We start from the raw sequence: 25,448 nt of genomic DNA on the forward strand, positions 1-25,448 counted from the left end.
CCCTCGACTTACTCACCTCCGCCGTCCCACTGCAAAGGTGGTTTGCGGGTGGCGTACCAGATCCGTCCCCCGCGATAGGTACGCGGCCCGCCCTCTTTCTTGGAGGAACCGATGAAAGCATCCGGCGAACTTGAGGCGCTCCTACGCCCCCCTGTAGAGATCTACAGCGCTTTCACCGCCTTTGTCGCCGCTGCGATATCAGCGTACGCGCCATGGGTTTTCATGATGCCTGTTGAGCTGGGTTATTTGACGGCAGGGTTTCTGATCGCCTTCGGTTTGGTGCGGGCGAGAGCCGCGTACGCAGTCATGCGTTATCAGCTTGGCTTGTATCGCTACAAGATCACAGCCACAGCGCCGCATCAACTGCCGCGAATTGCTGGAAAAATCTTTCTGGGTTTTGGCTTCTCGTGGAGCCAGGAGCACACCCAGCGGCTTCATGATGCTCGGCGACCGGAGGCATCCCAGTTTGTTCGAGCTCCAGGACTTGTTCGGCGGCTGCAAGGTTTTCTAATCGCTCTGAAGAAGACGCCTGCAGCCTTCCTGGTTGCATGGACTCTATCCGCCCGCTACTGGTGGAACCCATTGGGTATTCAACCCGACCTTGGGGGTTCCCCAAGCCTCCACGGTGTAGAGCCGAACGAAACAAACGTCGGGTGGAATCAGGCGGATCGGAATGGTCATCTGCTTGTTCTGGGTACCACGCGTGTCGGGAAAACGCGTCTGCTCGAATTGCTCGTTAGTCAGGATATCCGCGACGGTCACGTGACTATCGTGATCGACCCGAAGGGTGATGCGGACCTGATGATGCGCGTCTATGCCGAGGCTGCTCGCGCCGGCCGCCTGGATCAGCTTTACCTGTTCCATCTCGGCTACCCTGAGATCTCCGCCCGGTACAACGCCATCGGCTCATTTGGACGTATCACCGAGGTTGCGAATAAAGCCACGAACAGCCTCCCGTCGGGTGGCAATAGTGCGGCTTTCAAAGAGTTTGCTTGGCGCTTCACGAACATTTCTGCTCAAGCGCAAGTAAGGCTAGGTGAGACACCTACTTACGAGTCGCTCAAACGGTCCATTACCGACATCGAGCCGCTTTTTATCCGATACACCGAGTTTTTATTGAGTGAGCTGAAGGAATCCGGAGCTCATGAAGATTGGGAAGCGGACGTGGAGCGCGTGGAAGCCTTGATCGAGCAAAAGAAGTTTCCAGTCGATCGCGCCCTTCAAACGCGTAGGCCGCGAATGATTGCACTCGTGGACTACATCAAGAACAACCCGATTGAGGACGGCATTCTTCTCGGGCTATCCACCGCGGTCAGGTATGAGCGGAGCTTCTTCGAGAAGATCGTTGCGAGTCTTGGCCCATTCCTTGAAAAGCTCACCACCGGTGCAGTTGCTCATCTGATCTCGCCGAACTACTTCGATAACGCGGACGATCGCCCCATTTTCGATTGGACGCAGGTTATTCGACAGGGTGGGATTGTGTATGTCGGCCTGGATGCTCTTTCCGATAGCGTCGTCGCTGGGGCCGTAGGCAACGCCATGTTGGCCGACCTCGTATCAGTTGGCGGCAAGCTCTACAAGTACGGTCTTGATCCGCACGACCCTGAAGGGAATGTGACCCTTCCGCGCATCGCATGTCACTTCGATGAAGTCAATGAGATTGCAGGCCCCGAATTCGTCCCGATGGTGAACAAGCTCGGTGGTGCGGGATTCATGATCCATGCGTACACGCAGACCATTCCTGATATCGAAGCCAAGACGGGTTCAGCTCCTGCGGCAAGGCAGATCTTGGGCAACTTCAATCACCTTGTAATGCTGCGTGTCAAAGACGACGGTACTGCGTCTTTCTTGGCCGATCAGCTGCCGGAAGTGGATGTGACGTTGATGACCAGCATCTCGGGGGTGACGGACACCGACGGTTCTACCGGTGTCGATTTTGTGTCCCAAAACCAGGATCGCCGCTCAACCCAGCGCGTACCGATGGTGGCTGCGTCGGACATCATGGCTCTGCCTAAAGGCCAAGCCTATGCCCTGATTGAGGGCAACCGCTTGTACAAGCTGCGCTTTCCGATGCCGAGCACTGAAGGTGATTCATTCGTGCCGCCATCACTCAAGGCTGTAGCTGTAGACATGCGTCAGAAATATCGCACCTCTGAGCACTGGGTTGACGAGACAGACTGGTTCTCGGGTCACTCGCTCGGTTTGCAAGGGGTGGCCGCGTGACCCAGCAGACTTCGAATCGAGATGCCCCGCGTCGAAATGATCCTGCGCGACCGAAAGGGCCGATTGCTACTTTGTTCGGGCTAGGTTTTGGTTTGGTGTTAACGGTCCTGACCTCGTGGATATTCGCGACGCTATTCGAAGTCATTGGCATGCACACCGTGTGGAAGGGTCAAGGTGCTGACCATGCGCGAAATGCTCTTATTGAAGACTACTCGTACATCCGAACCTTTCCGAAGAGCCTGCTTGTCGACGACACCGAAGAGTTCGCACGCAAGCTCGGCGGATTTGCGGTCGTGCCCTTCCATGCTATTCGGGCTGCTGGCTTGGCTGATCGGGTCGCAAAAACGCGCGGCGCCTCTCAGCTTAATGAGCGTATCGATGCCTTTCGCGTGAACGTTGGATCAAGTGCCGCAGAGTGGATCGAAGCCTCGATGTACTGCGCTGAAGACACGATGGTACGCCTTGCCATTGCCTTCTACGGTATTCCCGCCTTTGCAATGGCGCTTTGTCTCGGTTTTGTCGATGGCTTGGTGCGTCGCGACCTTCGAAAGTGGTCAGGCGGTCGCGAAAGCTCTTTCGTTTACCACCACGCCAAGCGCTTCAGTGCTTGGTTTCTCGGTTTCGGGTTTGCCGCCTACTTGGTTTGGCCGTTCGGCGGCGTCAATCCAGCCCATTTGCTACTGCTTTTTGTTGTCGCGGTCGCGGTGAGTACGTCAACAACCATCTCAAGTTTCAAGAAATACCTGTGACGAGGTCAGTTATGAAAAAAGTATTAGTTGCTCTTCTTTGCTTTGTGTCGCTGAGCATGTCCGCCGCTCACGCGGATAGCGGAATGGAGCGCGAAAACCTGGCTCGAATTCAAAACGAGCTGCGCTTCCTGAAGCAGCAAGTTCAAGACGCAGCGGCACACGGCGGTACAGGCGACCGAATCCGCTTCCGTTACGACTGGCTCGCACGGGATCTCGATCTTATGGCGCTCGCAATTGATGAACACCTCGATGCACCGCGTCAGCCGCGCTCAGTACCTCCTTTGCGTGGCGATTATCGCCAGTAAGGATCCCTATGAATCAGGCTCAACAACAGGCCTGGGCAGCCAATTGGGCGAATCACGCACCAGCTGATCTGAAGCTGTACATCGCTTCGGTGCTTATCGCGATTGCGTTGATCTGGGCTGTCGCGATCATCCGTCGGCTGGGGCAAGACGCCATGGTCGATGCGGATGGTACCGGTGTCTGGAACCTTATCTTTTATGCGGTTCGAGTCGGACTGCTTTTAATCATTCTGGTCTGGTTCGTTTCCTGACCAATGGTTTTCTGTGTGGATTGGTACCGCAGTCGCCACACGGGAAGTTCCTTATCTCTGCGGTGTTTTCAGGAGAAATCCATGTCCGTCATTAGCATCATCAAATCGGTAGCGACTGCGCCCGCTCGCGGATTCCGTCGCGTTTGTCAGTACATCACCGCTGCAATGGCAGCTACGGTTGCAACGTCGCCTGTGATGGCGGCACTTCCGAGTGTCGCGCCGCAAAACGCCCAAAACATCGCTAGCGGCGACATTCTTGGTGTGGCTCGCGACTACACCGACCAGAGCGTTGACTTCGCCACTCTGGCCGGCGGTGTCGTTCTCATGCTGTTGGCAGTGAGTGGTATCGGCGTGTCGCTGTATCAATACAACCAGGGCCGAGGTTCCATGGGAATGGTGATGAGTGCCCTGGTGATGGGTGGTCTCGTTTGCATCGTCGGTATCTACCTGCTCACCGAAGCTAACGCGATCTTCTAATCATGACCCGCCACTCCGACATTCAGGATGCGCCGTTGGTAGATCGTTGCAACGGCGCCCCCCCCGTGGTCCGAGGACTCACCGCAACCGAGGTCACTTGGGTTGTTGGGGTGGCGCTCGCCTTCTGGGCTCCATTTGCAGTCATTGCATGGTTATTCACGGGATGGCCGGTCTTGGCGGTAGTTGTGCTCTTCATCGGACCCGCGCTCTCCGTCTATCTGATGGCTGGGTGGTTCGCTCGAATGAAGCGCGACCGACCTCAGGACTTTCACGTTCTCCTGGCGAAACGTTGGCTTGCCAAGAAAACGGGGTTTTTCGATCACTTCATTTCACACCGAGGGGCCTGGGATCTTGGCCGATCTCCTTTGCATCCGGCTATCGCGCGTCGTCGTGCGAAGAAATTGAACGCCCTTGAGAAGAAAGAGAGCTAGAGATGTCCTTTACAAACATTGCCAAGTCTCAGCACGCGGAGATTGTCTTTTACCGCTGGGTTCTCGCTGGACTACTGGGGCTTTCAATGCTACTCGCCGTCTTTTGGCGTGCGCAGCAAACCGAATTCATTGTTCATGTGCCGCCGGATCTAAGCAATGGTGCAGCCTTGGCCGTGGGCACGACCTCCGCCGTGCCCTCCCCGAATGTCTACCTCTTTGGTTTCTACATCCTGCAGCAACTTAATCGTTGGCCGAAAGACGGGTCTACAGAGGCTGGAGAGCGGATCTTTTCTCTTCAGAACTATCTGACGCCTTCGTGCCGCCAATACCTGATTGATGACATGCATCGGAAAACCAGCCGTGGTGAATTGGCCCGTCGTACGCGTGCTCTTCAAGCAATTCCTGGATTCGGCTTTGCGCCAAATCGCGTCTTGAACCACGGCTCAGGTGGATGGACCGTCCTCATCGATGCCCAGCTCACGGAGACGACCAACGGGGTGCCCGTCAAAGACACTTTCATCCGCTATCCACTTCACGTCGTTCGATACGACGTCGACCGTGAGCAGAACCCCTGGCAACTGGCACTCAACTGCTACGGCGGCCGCGAACCCGAGCGACTTTCGCAAGATGCGCTCGACGCTGCTGCTGCAAATTCAACGCCAGAACCTCGCGGTGACTTACTTGGTGCGACCGAATTCAAAGGGGCTCAACAATGAAATTCAAGACTTATGCGCTTGCGCTTGTTTCGGCTGCAACCGCAACCTCAGCTTTCGCCCAAAGCGTCGCTGCTGATCAAGTTCCCAATGCTCCGCTTTCTAGTTCGGTATCTCGCCGAATGGATGCGGCGCCATCCGCATTTCCTGAGTTGGGCTTCCTTCCTAACGGTGGCTCGCCTTCGGTCGGCAACGTCTCACCAGTAACTCCGATGACTGTAAGCGCTACTGCTGTTGCTCCGAGTGCTGTCGATTCAGTTTCGCGCAGTCGCCTCTCTGGTGATCATGTCCAGTTCAATCAAAGACCTGTTGATGTCTTGCTGAATGTGGGTAGCGAGCGAGTGGTGGACCTGCCATTTGTGGCAATGGTTCACTTGCCGCCGGAGCTGAAAGGGAAAGTGGCTGTGCAGCCGATTGAAAACGTGCTGTACATCACCGCGAGCGAAGACTTCCCTCGTACTCGCGTTTTTGCGCAAGGGATTGATGGCAACGCCATGATCCCCATGGACATCATGGCGGTGAGTGGCAAGGGATCTGGTGACAACAAAGACCTGATCATTCACTTGCCAGGTGAGCGTGGGTATGAGGTGCCTGCTGCGGCTCCCGGGGAGCTGCCTGAGTATGCTGACATGGTTCAACTGACCCGGCATGCGTCCCAGTCGCTCTACGCTCCTGCACGTCTGGTGCCCGTCAATTCAAATATTCGGCGTCAAGAAGTTACTGCTTCCGACGCATCGGCTTCGATGTATCGCGGAGGGGCACTCGCCGCACAACCTCTCGCTTCCTGGTGTTCCGGGGAATTGTGTGTGACTGCGCTGAAGGTTTCGAACCTCACCGCCAGCCCGCTACAAATCGATCAAGCGCGTTTTCGCGGGCGATGGCTCGCAGTGACGCCTCAGCACTGGCGGCTCTTGCCGAAAGGCACTTTGTCGGATACCACGGCGGTCTATTTGATCTCCGAAGGGCCATTTGCTGGCGCGTTCTGAGAGGCTGATCATGGACTTCAAGACGAACAAACTCATTCCGCTCGTTGTTGTTTCACTTCTGGTGACTGTGGTTATCGTTTATTCCACTCGAAGCGGAGATGAGGGTGTTGTTTCGGCTGGCCCCGAGATGGAAACCATTCCTCTCCCGCAAGCCGATACGGGGGCTGATGCTGATACGCCGGTCGAGACTCTTAAGACGGTTGTCGGTGGCTTTAGGCGCCTCGAAGAGCGACTTGGCCTGCTCGAAGATGAAAACCAGCGTCTGAGACGCGAAAACGCCGATGCCAAGGCAATGGAAACGCGATTGAGTGATCAGATTCGTCGCGACCAAGAGCGTGGGATGGGACGTGTTGAGGCGCAGCTTCGTGCAGATGCCGAACGCGAACGCCAACTTTCTCGCCAAATAACCGGGGTCGAAAGTGAATCAACGGGGCGTGGGAATGGAAGCGCATCAGCATCACTGGCCGATGAATCCGCTCAGGTGATCTTGCCGGCTGGCTACAACATGACTCGATCGCCCGATGGCGCGCTAGCGATTGGGCGCACGCTCCCCCAATCATCTCTGCTACCGGGGCGGAACGGGGGGCGAGCAAGCAAAAAGCTCGACATCAAGCCTGACGTACCGTTCTACACCATTAATGAGAATGCGACGCTTCTCGGCGCCAAGGCGATGACTTCTATCGTTGGTCGCGTTCCTGTTGATGGTGAAGTCTCTGACCCAATGGAATTCAAGGCAATTCTTGGCCCCGAAAACCTTGCAGCGAACGGACACTACCTTCCGAGAAACTTGGCTGGAGTTATTGTTTCAGGAATAGCGATCGGGGATATGACCCTGAGCTGCAGTCAGGGGCACATCATCAGCATGACCTTCGTGTTTGCGGACGGTTCGATCCAGACCGTCAGTGAACGTGGAGACGACGGTCGTGGAGCTGGCGTGGCAGGCAAATCGACGCCGGACCGTCTTGGCTACATCTCGGACTCCCGCGGCAATCCCTGCATACCAGGCAAATTCGTAACGAACGCGCCTGCCTACCTCACCGACATGGTGGCCCTCAAGTCGCTTTCGATTGCGGGTAAGGCGTACGCCACAGCTCAGACAACGACACTTTACGGTGCAGCGACTGGCACGACCGCGACAGCAGTGACCGGGGACAAAGGCAAATACGTTCTTGGCGAAGCTGCGAGCGCTGGTATCGACGAAGTGACTGACTGGATCACGAGGCGAATGGAAGACAGCTTCGATGCCGTGGTCACGACTGCTGGGTCCGACGTGGTGGTGCACATCACCAAAGAAATCCCTATCGATAAGAAGGGCGACGCTCGGAGGATCGATTACGGTCGTGCCGATGTCGCCGCCAATGCACAGCGAGGTCAATTCCATGGAATGCACTAACACAAGTTTTCGGGCTGTTGTCCTGATGGCATGCGCCGCTCTGCTTTCGGCTTGCACGGTCGTTGGCCCACGCAGCTCCCCTCTTCCGACCGATGGCCCTGAAATGAAGGAAATTTTTGACGGTCACTCAAACAACATCCATGGACAGGATCTTGGTTTCCGCCACGGCGTTGAGCAACGACCCGCATTGGATGATGCATCCATTGCGATTCACGAGCAGCCTTCAGTTGCGAGTGTCGAGCAGCGATTCCCTCGGGTGCCAAACCCAGATCTCGTCATGTGGGTGGCGCCGCATTTGAGCCCCGGACGGTACCCCGTTCCCGGCTATTTGACGGTGTTCCCTATGTACGAACGTGTCGAATACCTTCTGCCAGGCGAAGCCGAAGCTTGGCGCGGCGCCAATTGAGGATTTGGGGATGTTTGGATTCATTCGCAATCACGACGAGAACCCGGAAAGCGCTAACGCTGGCAAACCTTTGTCGGCGTCAGCGCGCCGAGTTGGCTTGAAGGTCCGGGAACGGAAAGCTCACGCCAAGCGCCCCGCTTCACTGACGGACCATATCCCCCTGGTTGGATACGAGTCAGAGAGTGAAATGTTTTTGCTCGAGGATGGCATGTCACGGGTCGCAATGTTCGAACTCACACCGATTCCAACCACCACGAGAACTGAGGACTACCTGCTACAGCGACGCCGTGAAATTGAAAACGCGATCTCTGGCGTACCGGAACTGGATGACGGCCCATGGGTGGTTCAGTTCTTCTGCAACGATGACAACAATCTCCATCCAGTCGTTGATCAGATGCAGGACTACATCCTACAGGTGAATGGAGGGTCCAATTCGATAAGAGCGAACGGAATTGTCGAATCGGCTTTGACGCAGAAGGTGCTTAAGGAGATCGAACAGCACATCGAGCAGATCAGTCGGGATACTGGACTTTTCGTGGACGACCTTATATCTGGTGAAGTGTGGCGTGGTCAGATTCGCCGCGTACGCTGTGTTGTCTACCGAATGCTGCCCGATGAGTTCGATCCCGACGTATCAACCAAGAAGCTGATCGATCAAGTTGATCACGCAGCGTCTGCAGTAATCAACGCCCTGCGCGAAGCTGGCATCACGTCTCGACGAATGGATCTCCATGACTTCTGGGAATGGATGCTTCCATTCTTCAATGCCGTGCCCGAAGGTATGGGATCGATCCACGAAATGATGCAGGTTCACGCTCTCCCAGAGACGGAAGAGTTGGCACCGCAGTTCGATCTCGGCGAAGCCCTTTTGCTCGACTGGCCAGAGTCAGAACCCGAGTCAGGGGTTTGGAGAATCGGGAAAAGGTGGCTTCGAGCAATTGCATTGCAATCGATCCGCCAGCAACCTGAAGTTGGACACTTCACTGCTGAGCGACGATTGGCTGAGAAACAAGTCGCTCGCCTCGATCGATTGCCGGTGGGCACCATGCTGTCCGCCACCCTCGTGGTCAGACCCCAAGATGCCATGAAAGAGCGCTTGGGACGAATACAGGCCGGCTCGCGTGCCCAGACGCCCGAAGCGCAATACACCTATGCGGAAACCGAGGAAGTGCTGGACCGTATGGCTCATCGGGACAAGCTGTACCCATTCTTTCTGTCGGTCTTTGTTCGGGGTGACTCGGAAGAGGAGCTACGAAAGAATTCTTCGGTCGTCCACGCCTCGCTTTCTAACGCGGGATTGAAATTCATCGAGCCCCGACACGAACTCATTGGGTGCGACGTGCTCATGCGAGCCCTGCCTGCTGGATTTGATCCTGCCTATGACCTGAAGCACATGCGTCGCTCGAGGCTCATGTTCGCATCTCAGATCGCAGCCATGCTGCCCGTGTTTGGGCGGGCCAGGGGCACCGGAAATCCGGGGTGGTTGATGTGGAATCGTGGTGGCGAACCCATCCTGGTCGATCCGCTCAATAAGCACGATCGCAAGAAGAATGCGCACATGTTGGTGCTGGGACCGACCGGCGCCGGAAAGTCGGCAACGCTGAATTATCTCGCGATGCTCGTCATGGCGATCCATCGTCCGCGACTTGTGATCGTGGATGCTGGCGATAGCTTTGGCCTGTTGAGTCAGTTCTTTGAGCAATTCGGACTGTCGGTTCACAAGCTCTACATCGCACCTGGTCGTGGCGTGAATTTGCCCGTGTTCGCAAACGCCATGTGCCTTCTTGATGATCCGTTTGCATTGCAGCAGGTAGGGAAGAACACCGCGGACTCTGAAGACGACGCCGGTGAGCTTCCTGTCTCTGAAGATGAAGGCGACGACGAAGAGCCTCGCGATTATTTGGGCGAAATGGTGATTCAGGCTCGACTCATGATCACAGGGGGAGAGCCCAACGAAGAAGCAAAGATGAGTCGATCGGACATTTACCTGATCCAGCAGGCTCTGATCGGCGCGGCACAAGCAGCTCGAGCCGGGGGGCAACCACATCCTCGCGTCTCTGATGTTGCAAATGCCCTGATTGCCATGCGTCTCGATAAGGAAATGGGCGTCGGGCGGCGCGAACGAGCCGAGGAAATGGGACAGGCCATGCTGGTTTACTGCGACGGATTGAGGGGAGAACTCTTCAATCAGCACGGTACCGACTGGCCGGATGCTGACGTTACTGTGGTGGAACTCGGCACACTGGCGCGTGAGGGTTATGAAGACGCCTTGGCGGTCGCATACACCTCTCTCATCAACGCGCAGCAAAGCCGGATCGAAAGAGATCATCGACAGGGTCGCCCTACGATCTTCCTGACCGACGAAGGGCACATCGTCACGAAGAACCCATTGTTGAGCCCGTTCTTGGCCAAGGCCACCAAGATGTGGCGGAAGCTCGGTGCCTGGTTCTGGTTGGCAACTCAGAACATGGAGGACTTTCCCGATCAGGCAGTTCGGATCCTGAACATGTGCGAGTTCTGGTTGTGCCTGGTCATGGAATTGAAGGAGATCAACGACATTGGTCGATTCCGAACGCTGACAGACGAGCAGCGCGCCATGATGGAGTCAGCCAAGAAGGCGCAGCCCAAATACACGGAAGGGGTTCTGCTCAGTTCGGGTGAGCCGGTTCTGATGCGCAATGTCCCCCCTGCTCTGCCGATCGCATTGGCGATGACTGAGCAGTGGGAGAAGGCTGACCGCCAAGCCATCATGACGCGCACGGGCTGTACCGAGTTGGAAGCAGCGCTTGCCGTCGCGCAGCGTTTGAAGGAGGCACGCGCATGAGCGCGGCGCCTTGGACAGCTTTCATGGGAGCTGGCGTCGCAGCACAGTTCGCGCGAATGGCGGCTGATGGTGCAGCTTCCAACGGCTGCAGACTTCTGTTCGTGCGGGCGCCGGTCATCAATGATTTCGCCACGTGGGCGGTCGGTGCTGCTCGTGAGTCACATGAGGTTTCGGTGATCGATGTGACTGCGCTCGATACCGGAATCGTCACTCTGGTGACTCAGGGGCTGGATGTTGAGGCAGACATTGGGAGCGAATTTTCGCAGCTATGCGAAGCGATCAACGATATCCAGCTGTTGTGCATACATGGTTGCGACAAAGCCTTTTCGACCGATTCAGTTCGGGCGCTTTCCTGGTTGTTCTGGTGTGCAAAGAACCTCCCCCTGACGATGGTAGCCACGAACGATCCGGACCGGTACATCCACCAAAAATTACTGCAGGGGTGTCGCGTAAGGAGCGATGAAGTGGTCGATATGCGCTTCAGTAGCGAAGCGCGAGAGCACACAGTCCATTTCGTCAATCGACTCTTGGGACAAGCCAAGTCATGAAGAAAAAGATCTTACCCATGTTCGTCGCGCTGGCGCTCTTGACGGTTGCCGATGCTCAGGCGGCTCAAACGCCTTCGAGCAAGTCGTCGCTGTACTACCGCTTGGGAGGTTCCTCGCCGGCATCGAGAGCGCCAAACCCGGCCGCGACCTCCGCCAAAATTGGTTTGTCGGGCGTGCTCAACCTGAACTACTCATGCGGACAGTTTGATATCAGCGCGAGCTGGTCGACTTTGATGAACAGTTTCGCGAACTTCGGTCAGCAGATATCTGGGGCGGTTCAGGCTGGCATCGCGTCCCTGCCCCTCTACATTCTTCAGCGGGCGCAGCCTGGTCTGTACGAGCTTTTCCAGACGTACAGCGCTAAAGCCGAGGAAATGATCTCCATTGCGACGAAGTCGTGTCAGCAAATGGAGCGCGAAATTCTCGCTGGAGAAAATCCCTACCAGGGTTGGGTGACCATCGCGATTGGTGACGACTGGAAACGCGAGGCCCAGACCAACCAGGGGAACATCACTCAGGCGGCTGATAACGTTGGCCAGAATGATGGGAGCAAGGGCCTTCCTTGGTTGGGTTCCCAAGCTGGGGGGGGGAATATGGACCCGATACGCCCAATCGGAGATTCCATAAAGGCCGCATACAACGTCACGATGATGCTGCCAATCTCTCTTGGTGATGCTGCTAACTACCCATCGAACAAACTGAGTAAAACCTTCGCTGCTCCCTCGGACGCAGCAGAGTTTGCTGTCGATGTCGTGGGCGAAATGTATATCAGCACATGTACAAACACGAATTGTCCCGTTCGAGAGGTTGCGACAGCAATCGGGTTAATTCCGAAGTACGAGCAGGAAATTCCTACCGCTGAAACACAGCTTGCAACTTTGATGGCCAGCGCAATTCCATCTGGCTCTGATCTACAAGATGCGTCGGCGCCTGGGGTTGAGGTTTCACGCGAACTCGTCGAAGCGATCCGATCCTTGCCGCCTACTGAACGGCCAATCGCAGAAGGGCGTATTGCTCAAGACATTGCTCTAGCTAGAACTGTGGATCGTGGCCTAACAATCAGGAATTTACTTTTGACCGGGCGTACTCTTCCAGAAGTGCGCGCGAATAAGAGGGCCACCGACGCAATCGATGAAGCGGTGGCTCAATTGAATCGCCACCTCGACGATCTGATGTACGAAGTCCGCATTCGTCGCGAGGTCGTATCCGAACCTGCTCAAGCGCTTCTTCAGGATTACATGCGATCTCGATCCGCATCGCGGGCAACCCCGCGTCGGGGAGAGACGGACACAGATACGTTTGTCGGAGGTCGCGTCCAATGAGCGTGACCGAGTTGCGTTCTCGCAAAAGTCGTCGGCGCTACGCGGTCAAGGCTCTCATCGTATGTGCCGGGTGCGTATTGGTTCTCGTGCTCATGTTGTTTGTGGGCGTGCAGTTCTCGGGTACATCTTCCGGCCTGACTGCGTTCAGGGACCAACTGGCTGAGTTCTGGCCAATCGCAAGTGCGATCAAGCTCGCGGTGATCTTTCTGATCTGGTGGTTTTGGGTGCCAGTCGTCACCCACGTGTCTTCGAGCCGTGGCGTCTGTCCGGAAATGCAAGATGAGATTCTCCGATATCGGAATCGAATCGCCGGGTTCCTCTTGGCGGTCGAATTCGCGTTCATGATTCCTCGAATAATGGGTGGCACATGACCGTCGACTCATACCTTGAACTTTATACAACGCTCTACGGTTGGGCGTTGGCTGGGGTCGTGCGGGACATCCTGGTTGACACCGGGCTTGTATTTGCACCCTTTGTCGTGATCTTGCTGGGAACCTGGCTCAAGTCCCACCAGTCGTCCGCAATCGACGGCGGAGATGCTGCCTGGATGGTTCGCGCAATGGAGGTTCAGCTTTTTACGACCTTCGCCGTGATCATGCTGTGCTTCATGCCGCTCATGCCCCTGAGTGCCGTCAATATTCAATACACCCCCGTGGCTGATGCGCAAAATGCGAATCCGACGACGGCCACCCCGGTGAGTCCAGACAGCTCAGGCTACGCGGCTGCTTTCGCCAATCCACCGGCATCCGTTGATGTGCCCTTTTGGTGGTTTGGCGTTATGAGTACATCGGCGGGCTTCAACCACGCGATGCGTGGTGGTGTCGCTGGTGCCTCCTCAAACTTGGCTGGAGTCGAAGCGCTGGGTATGTCCTTGTCGATTGCGGACCCTGCGCTCAGAGCTGAAAGCATCCGATTCGTGCGTGAATGCTTCGAGCCGGCGAGAACCCTCTTCAATCAACAGCCTGTTTCGGCACAAGCGGCAGCGGCTATCGCCAACTACGGAGATGACGATCCAGACTGGATGGGTTCGCACGCCTTCCTGGATGATCCAACGCTTTACCCGTCGCTTAGGGCTGCAGCTCCGGTTGCGGGCTTCGCGGTGGATGTAACGGGCGATGACGCCGACTTGGCTTCAAACGCAGCTCTGCCTCAGTGGAGCCGACCAAACTGCAGTAAATGGTGGACTGACGGGAACAACGGCCTGAAGGATCGAATGGTTGCTGGTTCCGATTCTGGTCCGCTATTGGACAATATCTTCGGAAGCCTCTTTCTCGCTGTTGCCAGCGATGAGCGTACTGACGCAATTGCTCGCCGGGTGGAGCGCGTCAATGTACCTCTCGTTCCGGACAATCCAGGTAGTTCGGAGTCGTCCGGCTTTTTCCAGCAAGCGATTGGAGCTTATGGGGTGGTTGGCGAAGGTTGGAAAGCGTGGGCGTCAGCACCAATGATCATGCTGTTTGCGCAGACTGCCCAGCCGATCATTTTGTTGGCCATGTACATGTTTTTGCCACTGGTCTTGCTCTTCGACCGGTTTTCATTCCGGTCTATGTTCCTTGGGGCCATTGCCATCTTTTCCGTGAAATCGTGGACCGCATGGTGGTTTATCGCCAACTGGCTCTATGACCACATGTTGGTCGCCATGTATCCAACAGCCCTCAACTTGATGAGCGCAATTTTGCAGCTTCAGTTGGACGACGCAATGAAGCGTGTGGTCGTTAACACCGTTCTCATTGCTATGTATATCGGGTTTCCGTTGATTTGGTCTTCAATGTTGGGGATTGTCGGGCTGCAAGTCGCTAACGGAATTTCTGCGGTTGCTGGTAGAAGCCTGGCCTCAGGGGCTACGGCAGGGGGGGCCGGTGCTGCGCTGGGTGCGAGTGTCGGAAAAGGGGCGGCAAGAATCGGCGGTCGAGGTGCTGTTGGCGCTGGGCGTTTAGCAGCTAGACGGTTGATGCGTCGGTGATGCAGTGACGGACGTGAAAGCCGAACCTAACTCCGCAACCAATCCGCGCATTAGTTGCGCCAGTGATCGTATGGATCTCCAAACGCTTGGTCAGTCAGAAATTCCCGATTTTCGAGTGCGAGGTCGGGCGTCTTCTCAAGGGGGTTTTTTGGAGAAGGGGAAGTGCGTCCACGTGCGTCCTGGCCTCGGCACAGAGCTTCGAGCCCGTCGCATGCCAAGAGGAGTGAGCGACCGATCAGATTTCGGAGAGTCATCTTCTTCATGTGTGTTCCTTTGCGCCTTGACGCAAGCACTGAGTAACAGTGGTGCGACAAAATCCCAGTATTAAATAAGCATATTTTTAAGTCATAAGTCAAGTTTGGACTAAGGAGTTTGTATGTCGCGCCTATCACTCTTGTTTGCAGCGATTGCTTCCCTCTTTTCCGCTGGAGCGTTGGCGGGCAGCGATGAGAGTGGCGTCAAAGCCGCCATCGAGGCGTATGCGAGGGATGTTCATGTTCAGGAAGTCCACTCAACGCCAGTTGCTGGGATCTATGAGGTCGTGGCTGAAGGCCAGGTCTTCCACGTCGATTCAACCGGGCGTTATGCATTCGTACAAGGTCGACTCGTTGACATGAAGGAGTCGCGGGATCTCACGGAAGCGACAATCGATCGCTTGTCGCGCGTCGACTTCAGTCAGCTTCCCAAAGATCTCGCATTACAGACAGTTCGAGGCACTGGTCGAAGAAAGGTCGCGGTGTTCGAAGATCCGTCTTGCTCTGTGTGTCAAAGCATGCAACCCGTTCTTGACCAGCTGGACGACGTCACGATCTACACCTACACCTATCCAGTCATTTCGCCGAATTCCATCCCCGCCGCAGTCGCGGTTTGGTGCTCACCGGCTGCATCTCGACATGCGCAATGGACGGCCTTCATGCGCGGGGCACCCTTGCCGGGCGCGATCACGAAGGACTGTCTTCCTGCCGGAGATGTGGTCAAGAAGATCGTCGATCTTGGCCAGGCGCTGGGAGTGAACAACACACCAACTATCGTGATGGAAAACGGCCAGCGACTCGTTGGGGCCACCTCGCTCGATCAACTCGTTATGGCGATGTCGAAATGAGCGTCAAGAGCCAATTACTGCTGGTACTACTGGCGCTGGCCATAGGTTCTGCTCGAGCTGACCAGGTGCCCACAATCGAAGTCTTCAAGCTCACGTCGCAGACGGTGACAGACTTCGTTGGCGCTACTGTCTATGACGTCGATGGGCTCGAAGTCATTCTGAGCAAACTGTCGGAAGGGTTGCCTGCGTCGCCGGAGCTTGCTGAGCAAATGGCAAAAGCGCGCTTCGAAGGGCTTGGCGCGGTTGGTACTGCGAAACTTGAGGAGGCAGCGAAAGTGCTCGGGCAAACGGCACACTACGGTCTGACAAAGGCTCCCGCAGTCGTATTTGATGGGAAATACGTGGTCTATGGTGAGTCCAGCGTCGCGAAGGCCCTGAAGATATACCGTGCGTGGTCGGCGAAAAACGGGGGTGTGCAGTAATGCGTCGCCTGGCTCAGACACTCATGATGATCGTTCTCGGATTCAGTCTCACGGTCCCGAGCGCCCGAGCGGTTAATGGGGACACCGTTACCTCGGTGGAACTGATCACTCAAGCGACTGCCAGTTTTGTGAATCCTGCATGCGGTGCATGGCATGTTTCAGGTATTTGCTTCTGGCTTAAGTGCACCATGTTTGGCTGCTCGATCGAGACTTCTGTTCGCTATAGCCATCGTCAGCCTGACGTTGTTGTCAGCACATATCATGAGGCCCAGCTTCACCCGTGGCCCCTGGTCGGTGTGCCGCTTGCCAATGCTGCGAACCAAGCCGGGACATCAATCCTTGGGGGAATGTTCGATAGCGCTGGCACGATGTTCAAAGCGGGAAACAGATCGGACAAGCAAAGACGGTGGCGAGATGGCGATGTGATTGGACACCCTGCGGCCAGCATGCAATTCGGCAGTGTGTCATGTCCGTCAGGCGTCACGTCTTTCTTCCCCTATTACCACAGCGTTCTTGATTCGTGGGTTTGGCGAGGAATTCTTCCTGTTGAGCTGCTATATCCCGGCGCCTGGATTCCTACATTCCGGGAGGTGTCGACCATGCCACTGACTAGCACCTGGGGCAGCGTCTTTCCTCGTCATGGCGAACTGGTCCAACAGCACCCAGTGAAGAATGCTGCGGTGTTGTCCCAGCGAATTGGTGATTTCGTGACCAGAGGTGGCCAACCGCACATTTACAACAAGCTGCCGTCGGACAGCATGACGAAGCGGGACGGGATGCTTGTCTGGGATCCATCGGCGGTGACTGAAAACGACTTCAGAAATGTGTGGCAGTTGTCGGCACCTATGTTCGGTCCAGCTGCAGCGACTTGCTCCCTGTTCGGCAATCCGGACGCCGGCCCTCTCTCTTACGGTGACTACGCTACGAGTAGCTCTCATGGACATGCTTTTACGCTTTGGAGGAACTATGGATGTTGCGATGTGAAAGGAGCGTTTATTGGTGCCGTTATCTGGGGGTTGTGGTGATGCGATTCGGTTTGCTGTGCGCAGCGCTTCTACTTTTGCCGGTCGTTGCGAGGGCTGAAGTGCCTCAAATCGCGCCGGGTCAGGTGCAGACCATACATGATGGTGGAGGCGCTCCAATTGGACACTTGCTTGATGGCGAGTTGGTAGCTGCTCGCTCGCAGTCGCGCCCGATGCAATCCGTACCCCAGCATGTGCAGATCTGGCCCGTTATCACACAGGTGGGAAGCCCTGGTCGTCTATCACCTAACCCTTTCCGACCAGACCTCCCCGGCGGTCCCGGTCGAAACTTTGCGATCGTCGGCGATGATGACAGATCCCACACTTGGCTCCGAGAGAACCGCGACCGACTCAAATCCATTGGTGCGGTCGCTATGGTGGTTCAGGTTCAGGACGAGCGCTCGTTCCTCAAGATGAAGCGCATTGCCGACATACCTCTTGTTCCAGTCAGTGGTGACGATGTCCTTAGGGGGATTGGTATTGACGTCTGGCCTGTCCTGATTGAAGCAAATGGAAACATTTCTCAATAGGGGCAAAAATGCGAACGACATATACTAGGGCCATGGATAAGAACGCTCTGACGGTGCAACTAGCAGGTGTCGCTATCTCGTTTGTGTGCTGCTTGCCGTTCCCGTCCTGGGCGGGCTCCAATATAGCTGCAGTTTTGTTCGATGCGGGTTCAGGGCTCAGCGGCGAAGACAAGCAAGAGGTCAGCGAGTCTCTACCGCTGACCCTCAGGCGCGGACGTATTGAATCGTCGATGCCTGAGTGTGCTAATCAGCCAGCGAACCCCAAAGTCAAAGTCATCTCGCTTGACAGCGATATCCCCGTTGTCGTGGTGCAAGGAGGGAATGCTTGTACGAGTGGGATGACGGGGCAAAGTGTCTGGATCGTGGCAAAGACGAATTCAAAGTGGCGACTGGTCATGGACGTTCCAGCACTGTTTCAAGGCCTTCACTTCGCATCTGTGCATGCATACCCGAGCGTGTATCTGAGCGGTCGCAGCCATTGTGACCGTAACGTATGGGCGTATTCCAAGGATCCTGGCCAGTACGAATACCAGGGCTCATTTTTTCAGGACGGTTCGCCATGCACGCCATGAATATGCGCCAAAAGCATCACTTGGCGTGGTTGCTTCTGACTGTTATAACCATCGTCATTGCGGGCACCTCCTACGCTGATTTCCTTCATGCGCTGGGGCAACGTGAATCCTCATTGCGGCCGGAGATTACCAATCGGTCGAACTATGCAGGCCTCTACCAAATGGGCGAAGCCGCGCTCCAGGATGCCGGAGTCTATGGTGGTGACGGTAGACTGGACAATCGATACAACGGCAATTTCACCGGGGCTTTCGGCGTAAACTCGCTGAACGATTTTCTCTCGGATCCCGATGCTCAGACTCAGGCGATCACGGCTTACCACCAAGCAGTATGGGGATACCTGAACAACAATGGCTCCTCAAGCTATGTGGGTCAGACGATCAATGGAATTGAGGTTACTGAAAGCGGATTGATCGCCGCTGCCCATCTGGTCGGCGCTGGAAAGGTCAAGCAATGGCTTGCTTCCGGTGGTGCCATCCTTCCAAGGGACGGCAACGGGACGAAGATGACGGAATATCTGCAGCGGTTCGCGGGTTATTCACTTCCAGGCGCTGCGCCGTCGTACGCCGCTGTTCTGGCTGCAGCCCCGACGGGTGGCGCCGCAACCATGGTGGGTTCGAACTCGAACTATGTCTATACCCCGACCCCACTTGTGAGTGGCAATGCCGCGGCTGCAGGTCCGGCGGTTTTCAGTACCGTCAATCCAAGCTACGCGTCAGCGCAACAAGGCTGGAATTCCGGCTCGGGCTTTCAGATGGGCGACCTACGTCTCTATATCGCAAAGCTACTCGCCGTATTGGCATTCGTCTATTTGGCAACCGTCATGATCAAAGGTCTTGGTGGGACGCTGCGCGGCGGTATGGCTGTGCATGAACTTGGGCAGGTATTCGTACGAGGGGCGCTCGTATTGATCCTCCTTATCTACATTGTCAATTAACAAGGGATTACCTGCATGACCACGCTACGAAAGTCGGCGTTTTTGATTTCGGCAGCGGCACTCATCGGCGGCTGCGTTACGAACCCAGTGAACGTGCTGGATAACGCAATATACGAAACGAAGTGCCTGGGCAGTGATAACAAGGAACAGTGCGTTGCGCAGGCTCGTGCGGAAGCTGAGGCGTCAATGGCGCGACAGCGCCAGAATCAGAACCGAACGTCGTCCGGGAAATCCTATGTCGATTGCAAGTGGTTTAACTATGCCGCGACTGGCCCTGCAAACGTAGACCTTGCCTACGCGCGTGCGAAAGCCACTCACCGATGGCGGACGTATGACGAGCGTACAAAGAATGGGCGCGACGAGTGGATAGACGCTGGTTTTAGGCACTCCGCCTCGCCAGGGGCTATCTACGACATGCAAGACTATGCTTGGTTCTCTCCGGCCGAACTTGAGGGGGTTTGGTCAAGTCTCAAGTTGGTTCGAACTACCAAAGGTACTTCCCTTACCGCGCGAGTGTGTCTCTACCCAAATGAGGTGAAGTATCTCTCCACTATCCAGAAAGAGCTAAAGGCAATCGTGCGGTAAAGATCGAGGGGGTAAGATGAAGGAGAGTTTAAGCGAACGTTTTGCGCGACACCTCTCGGATATTCGGGCGTATCGAAAGCAGACCGCGCCGAACCAAACCAAATTCTGGGAGATGGTGGGCGTGACCCAGTCGGGTGGATGTCGATATGAGCAGACGCGAAGTCTTCCGAAGCCGGTTGCCATGTTGTTGGCGCTCAGAGAAATGGGGTTGGTGAGCGCTGCTCAGTTATTGGAAGCCAAAGCTCTAGTCGAAGAAGTCGAGCCGCACTTAAACAAAGCTGTGGCTCTTGAGGAAACCAGGACTCAGCGCGATCGATTGAAAATTCAACGGGCCCTCAAAGAGCTTGACGGCCTGGTTGATGTTCCTGGGTTGGATGAAATCAGGAATAAATTGCGGGACGGTTTGCCGACGTAGTACAGTGGTCTTGCGGTCGGTCAATCCCTGAGATCGGCACGCGCCAGACTTGGCGTCGGGATACTCTGGTCCGCTGCTCAAAACCTGAGCACTCAAGGATCTTCAGTGCTGGCCATGTGGGTGCTCAGTTATCCACAAGGTATCCACCTAAAAGGGTGGATAACGGAGGCGCAGATGCTCTTGCGTTGGGAATCGGACTCCCGCTACTACCTCATCCATGTCTCACCTGACCTGTTCGGAGACACGACGATTCGACGCGTCTGGGGCTCGCTCGACTCTGCGCGAGGCAACCAGATGTTCGAAGTGCTCGAGGGACTGGACTGCCAAGCGGAAGTCGCGCACCGTATCGAGCGCGTTGCGAAGAGGCGCGAGCAGCGGGGTTACCGCCTCATCGTCGGAACGCTACCGACGATTTCATAGCGAACGCTGCACTACTTCAGAACTTGGGCCAGTGCGATGAGTACTTCGCCCCAATCTGTGTCACCTAGTGCCACGATTGCGGGCGTTGCTATGGCAATGACCGCGATGCGGACGTCGCGCGACACGAGCGCGAGTAGCCGCTCTCGATCTCGTGAAAATGAGGAATAAACAGAATCCTGCGAGGATTTTGAGGCTTTCACTTTCTCACTCCGATGGAGAGTGCCTTAAAGTGAGAGCCAAGCACTTCACTTTGTAGGCATAGACATGAGAAACCCAATCAGGTCAGGGTTTCGTTCGCGTCTCTCTCGATCCATCGGAGGCCAAGCTTCCAGCGTCGAGAGCTATCTCTGGCTGGTTTTGAAGTGTTGTGCGCGAATTGTGAGCCGCATCTGTCGATGCAGTCAACTGCCCTTGAGCAATACGAATAATGCCGCCGACACGGCGCTCGCTTGCAGAAAAATAGGCTGCGGATAGAGTTGCGGCAGCCGTCACTAATACGCCTATCCACTGAAAGAAATAGATCCAGAAGACGGCCCGCCCCCGTTCTTTATCGTCCTTGAAAGACTCGACGATCCTTGCTTTGGCTTCAGAGCGCGACATACCCATAGGATGACCTCCGTCCTTAATCCTTAATTCAGCCCATTCGTGCGCGAACCATCACTTGCTCCTTCTCTGGGATTTTCGCGCGTCTGAGCAACGTTGGCTGACTGCGCGTTCTGTGCGCGCGTGTCACAACTCCTGCATCCAAGCGCGCTTGAAAATGAACGCCTTACATAGATCGACGTCAGCCAGGAAAATACTTGCTTTGCTGGCACTTTCCGACGAACGGTTCCCGCGCGGCACAAGAACTGCTCGCGACGCGACGCCGGTTTTCGGCGCACACCCTTTACTTCAAAACAAGCTTGATTTATATATCTAGAGGGGACCGACCATCTAGACGGGAGGTGCCGTCTAGATTAAACGGTTCAAGGGAGTAAGCCCGACAAATCTCAATTCACGACACAGGAGAAACCTCATGAACAAGCAACCTCCGCTTGCGCGGCCTGACGGCCATACGGCTTCGGGTCAGCGGATTTCGTTTCTGCTGCCGTCCACAACCCTTGCGAATATCGATGATGTGGCGCTGGCACTTGCCAATACTTGCCGACTCGGCGGTCACACCCGACAGTTCTTTTCGAATGCACAGTTCGCGGTCTTGCTCAGCGAGATCGTTCCTGAGCGCCATGCCTGGGAGGGGCTGCTTTGCCAGGCATACAAAGCGATCATTGGTGATCCCCTCCCCTCGATTTGCCGGTATTTCGGTGCATACCAAGCCTTTGAGGCTCGAATGAAAGCCGCAAGTCGAGCCCAGTTCGGATTGCCCGAAGTGATGTCGGAGCCGGTGCTTGAAGCTCTGCTTCAGCTCAAGGCAACGGAGCTACACCAGTTCGGACCAAAGCGAATTCCCTTGCCGGATGAGCTCGTCGCCATCAAGCCGCTAACTTTCTCCATCCCTGAAATGGCGCCCATCGTTGCGTATCGCGCCTTCCTCGATCGGCATGAATACCTCTGGCGTGAGGACGAGGCGCGTCGTGGCGCGTATCTCGACGGGGGGGATTCAGCATGAACACCGACTTGCGCAAGATTGACCGTGGCCCGACAGGGCATCGTCGTGGCGCCAGTCACCCGCGTTCAAGGCTATCTGATGCGGATGTGGAGCAGCTCAAGAAGGACGCGAAGCGTCTGACACTAAGGGCTCTTGCGCGCAAATGGAGCATTGGCAAGTCCACTGCTTGGGATTGGGTGAACGGAGAGACTCGTTCAGGCGACTGAGCTGGGGTTGCCCGCGTATGCGGAAAGGAGCATTTCGTGTGTTGACCGGTAGCGGATGAGCGCTTTCGTGACGAGGTGATACTCCAGCCCCGCAGCTCGGGCGACAACGGCAGGTGATTCGCCGCCGAGCAAGACTTTCTCGCAGACCTCGCGAATATGAGCACGTGAGCGTAACAGGGTTGCAATGACCCTGAACTGCTCGGGTGTCATCGGAGTAAAGCGGCTACCTTGATCGGCCATTGAGTTATTCAGTTCTGTGCAATTCTTGGGGTGAAGGATACCGCACCGAAAATTACCTGGGTGATCGACCTGTAAGGTGCTCCAAAGGCTGAGACCCGCACCAAATTAGCGAGATGGCTTGCCCACAGAAGATGAGCCGAAACATGGAAGGGCTGCCCCCGGAGCCGATTACACAGTTTGGTGAATCAGCAATGTGCGCCAACCAACGCTGTCGGTGAAGACTTCCGAAGCTTGAAGGCGGATTTCCTTAGTGGAGCTGACACCCCAATTCAACGTCAGGCGACAACGGCTCGGCCGAAGCTGCCGGCTGCGTGGCAACTGCGAATCAAGGCGTATGGCTCCTACTTTGCTGCAACAGCGTCAATGACTTCAGGGGATGGGGCGCATACTAAGTTTGCAGCCGCCTCAACCGAACCGTGTAGCCAGGTCTCAACATCAGCGAACTCGATGGCCACCACGCTGCGCTTGTCCTGTTGATCGGGTGGAAACTTCGGGTCGGGCTTGTGCATGCGAGACATTAGCGGATGACTGTCAGCGTTGATTGTCAGCATCGTGTAGCTCTCGACGATCTCCCCGGTCTCTTTGTCGGTCCATGTATTCCAAAGCCCAGCCAGTCCCCAGGGATTTCCATCCGCGCGCCGGAATGTCCACCACACATTGCGCCCGCTCTCCCAGCACGGTTCATCGAAGGACCACGCGGGGATGATGCAACGCTTGCCCCGCAACCATGATTGTTTGTACGACGCCTTTGCCTCGATGCCTTCGAAACGGGCGTTATTGGTCGAATAACGGAGTTTGGGCGATTCAGCGAACCACGGGACCAGGCCCCACTGGCCGACAACCAGCTCCGGCCCTCTTTCCGCGGATGCGCGCATAAACGGTCCTTGTGCACGCGGGAAGATCGCAGGCTGCCACCACGCGAGAGGGTTGCGCCGACCAATTTCCCAGAACCGTTCGATTTCTGCTTCTTCCGGGGATACGTAGCGATTGCACATAAGTGAAGTTTAGACGCTCGGAATGGCTCGTGGCACCGCAGGAATATTGCTCATTGGACAACGAGCATTTCTCGGCCGGAGCTGACGGCCAGCTTCCACCAAGTGAGGGGCGGCAATCTGACCTACATCTGCCGCCCAGTCGTCACGGGGGCTGAGAGGTCAGGTCTTGATTGCCGCGGACATTTAAGGATAACGTGTGGTGGCCGGCAACGCCCCGGCTGGACAACAATGAGCACGAGCGTCCGGGCAGGCTCAACTTCCACCTGACAGGAGTTTTCTAAGGAGACTGCTCAAAAAATAGACACCCCGGGCCCGCCTAGTGCGGGTTCGGGTTTACCCTGTTGCTACAGAGGCTATCCACAGATTTTGTGGATAGCGGGAAGTCGGTATCGATACTACTGGTTGTCAGCCATAGCCGAAACCGGGAAAATGACTAAGGCATCTCCAGTAGTGCCGCAGGATGCGGTTTGCGACCCTATCGATAGAGGAAAGCGAATGCAGGTCACCCTTCTGTCGAACGGCGACGCCGAGAAAACCCTGATCACTCTCACTCGATCCTGCACCTCGCTCAGCGTTGCCGTTGCCTGGGCTACGCCGAACCCGGTCTCGCGTGAAATGCTTAACCATCAAGCAAAGATCAAGCAGCTCATCATCGGCACGCACTTTTACCAGACTGACCCTAAGCTGCTGAAGGATTTCGTTGGGGTGAAATCGGCCGCAGTAATGCCGCCCAAAGGCGCCCTATTCCACCCGAAGGTATATCTGTTCGTCCACGGAGAGACGATGTCCGCCGTTGTTGGAAGCCACAACATGACAAAGTCGGCCATGGGTGGCGACAACGTAGAGGCCAGCGTCTTGCTCCAGGGTCCGAAAGACCACCCTGCCTTAGTCCAGCTGAAGAACTTCGTCACCGGAGCATGGAACGAGGCCGAGACCTTGGATGACAACTTCCTCTTCTCTTATGAGCCGCAGTACCGCGCCAACCAGAAATCGCGTGAATCACTCAAATCCTTTCATCGCCTGAAGCGACCTCGCAGAGGCAGCGCATATGCGACGCCACTCCAACTGAGCTGGGTTGCCTTCGATGCAGCCGTGCGGGAGGATGAGCCCGCCGGGATCGAGACACGGCTTGAGATCCTTGAGACTTCGCGGAGTCTGTTTGAGACTCGCGCTTCTTTCGCTGAGATGGATGTCTTCGAGCGCAAGGCCGTCGCGGGCACGTATGACCCTAAGGAGCAGGGGCTGGCGGGCTTCGATTGGGGGCTTTTTGGTCGAATGTCCGCCGTAGGGACTTTCAAGAACGTAGTAACCAGCTCTTATCAGCAGCTCGGGAGGGCTCTTGATGAGATCCCACTTAATGGACCAGTTGCTGAGCAGCGCTACGATGACTTTGTGGCCCATTTCAGGTCGGCCTTCGACGGCCAGAGCCGCAAAGGAAAGATCGCGCCGGCTTCACGGCTGCTTGCCATGAAGCGCCCTGACATCTTCGTCGCAGTAAATAGCCGCAATCGCGAGCGGCTCTGCGCAGCTTTTGGCGTCGCACATACAACCCTAGATCTGAACAACTACTGGGAGCGTATTGTCGTTCCCACGTCGCTCAGTCCCTGGTGGCTGCATCCGAGGCCGCGTGCGCGTCTCTCCGCGCGAATTTGGGACAACAGGGCCGCCCTCCTCGACTGCATTTACTACGCTCCAGCCGAATAGGTGGCCCCATGAGTTATATCTTGGCAACCACAGAGCAAGTGGTCCGGTGGTACAAGTTCAAGTGCGCGCGAGAGCTTCAACCGGGTGAGTTCGAGCTGCTAACTGA

General features: G+C 56.1%; 27 protein-coding genes. 25 read left to right on the forward strand and 2 right to left on the reverse strand.

The window, feature by feature from the left end; genetic code table 11:
- The first annotated feature begins 111 nt into the window (after positions 1-111).
- The 23 genes from traD to J0W34_RS22040 all read left to right on the forward strand — a co-directional run bounded on the left by traD (position 112) and on the right by J0W34_RS22040 (position 20,591).
- Positions 112-2,223: a type IV conjugative transfer system coupling protein TraD gene (gene traD, locus J0W34_RS21935; RefSeq protein ID WP_230971765.1), complete on the forward strand. Its 2,112-nt coding sequence runs from the start codon at positions 112-114 to the stop codon at positions 2,221-2,223.
- Complete coding sequence (locus tag J0W34_RS21940) at positions 2,220-2,972, forward strand: TIGR03747 family integrating conjugative element membrane protein (RefSeq protein ID WP_230971766.1); 753 nt, start codon at positions 2,220-2,222, stop codon at positions 2,970-2,972. The genes traD and J0W34_RS21940 overlap by 4 nt, the downstream gene beginning before the upstream one ends.
- 11 nt (positions 2,973-2,983) lie before the next feature.
- Positions 2,984-3,277, forward strand: a complete 294-nt coding sequence (locus J0W34_RS21945) for an integrative conjugative element protein, RAQPRD family (RefSeq protein ID WP_230971767.1) — start codon at positions 2,984-2,986, stop codon at positions 3,275-3,277.
- 8 nt (positions 3,278-3,285) lie between these two features.
- The gene (locus J0W34_RS21950; RefSeq protein WP_230971768.1) at positions 3,286-3,525 is read left to right on the forward strand and encodes a hypothetical protein; all 240 of its coding nucleotides are present in this window, start codon (positions 3,286-3,288) and stop codon (positions 3,523-3,525) included.
- A gap of 81 nt (positions 3,526-3,606) precedes the next feature.
- Positions 3,607-4,002, forward strand: a complete 396-nt coding sequence (locus J0W34_RS21955) for a DUF2976 domain-containing protein (RefSeq protein ID WP_230971769.1) — start codon at positions 3,607-3,609, stop codon at positions 4,000-4,002.
- A 2-nt stretch (positions 4,003-4,004) separates the two neighbouring features.
- Complete coding sequence (locus J0W34_RS21960; RefSeq protein WP_230971770.1) at positions 4,005-4,433, forward strand: TIGR03750 family conjugal transfer protein; 429 nt, start codon at positions 4,005-4,007, stop codon at positions 4,431-4,433.
- Between the two features lie 2 nt (positions 4,434-4,435).
- Positions 4,436-5,149 (forward strand): PFL_4703 family integrating conjugative element protein, encoded by a 714-nt coding sequence (locus J0W34_RS21965; protein ID WP_230971771.1) that lies wholly within the window; start codon positions 4,436-4,438, stop codon positions 5,147-5,149.
- Entirely contained in the window at positions 5,146-6,132 is a 987-nt protein-coding gene (locus J0W34_RS21970; RefSeq protein ID WP_230971772.1) for a TIGR03749 family integrating conjugative element protein, read from the forward strand. Before J0W34_RS21965 ends, J0W34_RS21970 begins: the two co-directional genes overlap by 4 nt.
- Before the next feature lie 10 nt (positions 6,133-6,142).
- Positions 6,143-7,525, forward strand: a complete 1,383-nt coding sequence (locus J0W34_RS21975; protein ID WP_230971773.1) for a TIGR03752 family integrating conjugative element protein — start codon at positions 6,143-6,145, stop codon at positions 7,523-7,525.
- Positions 7,526-7,550: 25 nt separating this feature from the next.
- Positions 7,551-7,931 (forward strand): TIGR03751 family conjugal transfer lipoprotein, encoded by a 381-nt coding sequence (locus J0W34_RS21980; protein WP_230971782.1) that lies wholly within the window; start codon positions 7,551-7,553, stop codon positions 7,929-7,931.
- A 10-nt stretch (positions 7,932-7,941) separates the two neighbouring features.
- Positions 7,942-10,755 (forward strand): conjugative transfer ATPase, encoded by a 2,814-nt coding sequence (locus J0W34_RS21985; RefSeq protein ID WP_230971774.1) that lies wholly within the window; start codon positions 7,942-7,944, stop codon positions 10,753-10,755.
- Positions 10,752-11,303, forward strand: coding sequence for a hypothetical protein (locus tag J0W34_RS21990; RefSeq protein WP_230971775.1), 552 nt, complete (start codon positions 10,752-10,754; stop codon positions 11,301-11,303). The genes J0W34_RS21985 and J0W34_RS21990 overlap by 4 nt, the downstream gene beginning before the upstream one ends.
- Positions 11,300-12,625: an integrating conjugative element protein gene (locus tag J0W34_RS21995; RefSeq protein ID WP_230971776.1), complete on the forward strand. Its 1,326-nt coding sequence runs from the start codon at positions 11,300-11,302 to the stop codon at positions 12,623-12,625. The genes J0W34_RS21990 and J0W34_RS21995 overlap by 4 nt, the downstream gene beginning before the upstream one ends.
- On the forward strand, positions 12,622-12,996 hold the full coding sequence (locus tag J0W34_RS22000; RefSeq protein ID WP_230971777.1) for a hypothetical protein: 375 nt from the start codon (positions 12,622-12,624) through the stop codon (positions 12,994-12,996). Before J0W34_RS21995 ends, J0W34_RS22000 begins: the two co-directional genes overlap by 4 nt.
- Positions 12,993-14,588, forward strand: coding sequence for a conjugal transfer protein TraG N-terminal domain-containing protein (locus J0W34_RS22005; RefSeq protein ID WP_230971778.1), 1,596 nt, complete (start codon positions 12,993-12,995; stop codon positions 14,586-14,588). Before J0W34_RS22000 ends, J0W34_RS22005 begins: the two co-directional genes overlap by 4 nt.
- A gap of 376 nt (positions 14,589-14,964) precedes the next feature.
- Positions 14,965-15,690: a DsbC family protein gene (locus tag J0W34_RS22010; protein ID WP_230971779.1), complete on the forward strand. Its 726-nt coding sequence runs from the start codon at positions 14,965-14,967 to the stop codon at positions 15,688-15,690.
- A complete protein-coding gene (locus tag J0W34_RS22015; RefSeq protein WP_230971780.1) occupies positions 15,687-16,112 on the forward strand; it encodes a TIGR03757 family integrating conjugative element protein in 426 nt (141 codons plus the stop codon). The genes J0W34_RS22010 and J0W34_RS22015 overlap by 4 nt, the downstream gene beginning before the upstream one ends.
- 23 nt (positions 16,113-16,135) lie before the next feature.
- Positions 16,136-17,137, forward strand: a complete 1,002-nt coding sequence (locus tag J0W34_RS22020; RefSeq protein WP_230971781.1) for a TIGR03756 family integrating conjugative element protein — start codon at positions 16,136-16,138, stop codon at positions 17,135-17,137.
- Positions 17,137-17,664: a PFL_4695 family integrating conjugative element protein gene (locus J0W34_RS22370; RefSeq protein WP_407941183.1), complete on the forward strand. Its 528-nt coding sequence runs from the start codon at positions 17,137-17,139 to the stop codon at positions 17,662-17,664. The genes J0W34_RS22020 and J0W34_RS22370 overlap by 1 nt, the downstream gene beginning before the upstream one ends.
- 32 nt (positions 17,665-17,696) lie before the next feature.
- Positions 17,697-18,236 (forward strand): hypothetical protein, encoded by a 540-nt coding sequence (locus tag J0W34_RS22025; RefSeq protein WP_230971716.1) that lies wholly within the window; start codon positions 17,697-17,699, stop codon positions 18,234-18,236.
- Complete coding sequence (locus tag J0W34_RS22030; RefSeq protein ID WP_230971717.1) at positions 18,224-19,171, forward strand: transglycosylase SLT domain-containing protein; 948 nt, start codon at positions 18,224-18,226, stop codon at positions 19,169-19,171. Before J0W34_RS22025 ends, J0W34_RS22030 begins: the two co-directional genes overlap by 13 nt.
- A 601-nt stretch (positions 19,172-19,772) precedes the next feature.
- The gene (locus tag J0W34_RS22035) at positions 19,773-20,171 is read left to right on the forward strand and encodes a helix-turn-helix domain-containing protein (RefSeq protein WP_230971718.1); all 399 of its coding nucleotides are present in this window, start codon (positions 19,773-19,775) and stop codon (positions 20,169-20,171) included.
- A gap of 174 nt (positions 20,172-20,345) precedes the next feature.
- The gene (locus J0W34_RS22040) at positions 20,346-20,591 is read left to right on the forward strand and encodes a hypothetical protein (RefSeq protein WP_230971719.1); all 246 of its coding nucleotides are present in this window, start codon (positions 20,346-20,348) and stop codon (positions 20,589-20,591) included.
- Between the two features lie 282 nt (positions 20,592-20,873).
- Here J0W34_RS22040 and J0W34_RS22045 read toward each other — a convergent pair whose 3' ends face one another.
- Positions 20,874-21,197: a hypothetical protein gene (locus tag J0W34_RS22045; RefSeq protein ID WP_230971720.1), complete on the reverse strand. Its 324-nt coding sequence runs from the start codon at positions 21,195-21,197 to the stop codon at positions 20,874-20,876.
- A gap of 409 nt (positions 21,198-21,606) precedes the next feature.
- Between J0W34_RS22045 and J0W34_RS22050 the strand changes: the two genes are divergently transcribed.
- On the forward strand, positions 21,607-22,197 hold the full coding sequence (locus J0W34_RS22050) for a hypothetical protein (RefSeq protein WP_230971721.1): 591 nt from the start codon (positions 21,607-21,609) through the stop codon (positions 22,195-22,197).
- A 787-nt stretch (positions 22,198-22,984) separates the two neighbouring features.
- Here J0W34_RS22050 and J0W34_RS22055 read toward each other — a convergent pair.
- Entirely contained in the window at positions 22,985-23,638 is a 654-nt protein-coding gene (locus J0W34_RS22055) for an SOS response-associated peptidase (protein ID WP_230971722.1), read from the reverse strand.
- Positions 23,639-24,133: 495 nt separating this feature from the next.
- Between J0W34_RS22055 and J0W34_RS22060 the strand changes: the two genes are divergently transcribed.
- A complete protein-coding gene (locus tag J0W34_RS22060; RefSeq protein WP_230971723.1) occupies positions 24,134-25,342 on the forward strand; it encodes a phospholipase D family protein in 1,209 nt (402 codons plus the stop codon).
- The last annotated feature ends 106 nt before the right edge of the window (positions 25,343-25,448 follow it).

The sequence above is a fragment of the Nitrogeniibacter aestuarii genome, from assembly GCF_017309585.1.
GTDB classification, from domain to species: Bacteria; Pseudomonadota; Gammaproteobacteria; order Burkholderiales; family Rhodocyclaceae; genus Nitrogeniibacter; species Nitrogeniibacter aestuarii.

Excerpts from the sequence above, each read along its gene's own strand:
- J0W34_RS21995 (WP_230971776.1), top strand. The coding sequence starts at position 11,300 with ATGAAGAAAAAGATCTTACCCATGTTCGTCGCGCTGGCGCTCTTGACG.
- traD (WP_230971765.1), top strand. The coding sequence starts at position 112 with ATGAAAGCATCCGGCGAACTTGAGGCGCTCCTACGCCCCCCTGTAGAG.
- J0W34_RS21970 (WP_230971772.1), top strand. The coding sequence starts at position 5,146 with ATGAAATTCAAGACTTATGCGCTTGCGCTTGTTTCGGCTGCAACCGCA.
- J0W34_RS22020 (WP_230971781.1), top strand. The coding sequence starts at position 16,136 with ATGATGATCGTTCTCGGATTCAGTCTCACGGTCCCGAGCGCCCGAGCG.
- J0W34_RS21980 (WP_230971782.1), top strand. The coding sequence starts at position 7,551 with ATGGCATGCGCCGCTCTGCTTTCGGCTTGCACGGTCGTTGGCCCACGC.
- J0W34_RS21955 (WP_230971769.1), top strand. The coding sequence starts at position 3,607 with ATGTCCGTCATTAGCATCATCAAATCGGTAGCGACTGCGCCCGCTCGC.
- J0W34_RS21985 (WP_230971774.1), top strand. The coding sequence starts at position 7,942 with ATGTTTGGATTCATTCGCAATCACGACGAGAACCCGGAAAGCGCTAAC.
- J0W34_RS22040 (WP_230971719.1), top strand. The coding sequence starts at position 20,346 with ATGCTCTTGCGTTGGGAATCGGACTCCCGCTACTACCTCATCCATGTC.
- J0W34_RS22055 (WP_230971722.1), bottom strand. The coding sequence starts at position 23,638 with ATGTGCAATCGCTACGTATCCCCGGAAGAAGCAGAAATCGAACGGTTC.
- J0W34_RS21965 (WP_230971771.1), top strand. The coding sequence starts at position 4,436 with ATGTCCTTTACAAACATTGCCAAGTCTCAGCACGCGGAGATTGTCTTT.
- J0W34_RS21945 (WP_230971767.1), top strand. The coding sequence starts at position 2,984 with ATGAAAAAAGTATTAGTTGCTCTTCTTTGCTTTGTGTCGCTGAGCATG.
- J0W34_RS21990 (WP_230971775.1), top strand. The coding sequence starts at position 10,752 with ATGAGCGCGGCGCCTTGGACAGCTTTCATGGGAGCTGGCGTCGCAGCA.
- J0W34_RS22005 (WP_230971778.1), top strand. The coding sequence starts at position 12,993 with ATGACCGTCGACTCATACCTTGAACTTTATACAACGCTCTACGGTTGG.
- J0W34_RS21960 (WP_230971770.1), top strand. The coding sequence starts at position 4,005 with ATGACCCGCCACTCCGACATTCAGGATGCGCCGTTGGTAGATCGTTGC.
- J0W34_RS22015 (WP_230971780.1), top strand. The coding sequence starts at position 15,687 with ATGAGCGTCAAGAGCCAATTACTGCTGGTACTACTGGCGCTGGCCATA.
- J0W34_RS22000 (WP_230971777.1), top strand. The coding sequence starts at position 12,622 with ATGAGCGTGACCGAGTTGCGTTCTCGCAAAAGTCGTCGGCGCTACGCG.
- J0W34_RS22035 (WP_230971718.1), top strand. The coding sequence starts at position 19,773 with ATGAAGGAGAGTTTAAGCGAACGTTTTGCGCGACACCTCTCGGATATT.
- J0W34_RS22045 (WP_230971720.1), bottom strand. The coding sequence starts at position 21,197 with ATGGGTATGTCGCGCTCTGAAGCCAAAGCAAGGATCGTCGAGTCTTTC.
- J0W34_RS21975 (WP_230971773.1), top strand. The coding sequence starts at position 6,143 with ATGGACTTCAAGACGAACAAACTCATTCCGCTCGTTGTTGTTTCACTT.
- J0W34_RS22060 (WP_230971723.1), top strand. The coding sequence starts at position 24,134 with ATGCAGGTCACCCTTCTGTCGAACGGCGACGCCGAGAAAACCCTGATC.
- J0W34_RS22370 (WP_407941183.1), top strand. The coding sequence starts at position 17,137 with ATGCGATTCGGTTTGCTGTGCGCAGCGCTTCTACTTTTGCCGGTCGTT.
- J0W34_RS22025 (WP_230971716.1), top strand. The coding sequence starts at position 17,697 with ATGGATAAGAACGCTCTGACGGTGCAACTAGCAGGTGTCGCTATCTCG.
- J0W34_RS22050 (WP_230971721.1), top strand. The coding sequence starts at position 21,607 with ATGAACAAGCAACCTCCGCTTGCGCGGCCTGACGGCCATACGGCTTCG.
- J0W34_RS22010 (WP_230971779.1), top strand. The coding sequence starts at position 14,965 with ATGTCGCGCCTATCACTCTTGTTTGCAGCGATTGCTTCCCTCTTTTCC.
- J0W34_RS22030 (WP_230971717.1), top strand. The coding sequence starts at position 18,224 with ATGCACGCCATGAATATGCGCCAAAAGCATCACTTGGCGTGGTTGCTT.
- J0W34_RS21950 (WP_230971768.1), top strand. The coding sequence starts at position 3,286 with ATGAATCAGGCTCAACAACAGGCCTGGGCAGCCAATTGGGCGAATCAC.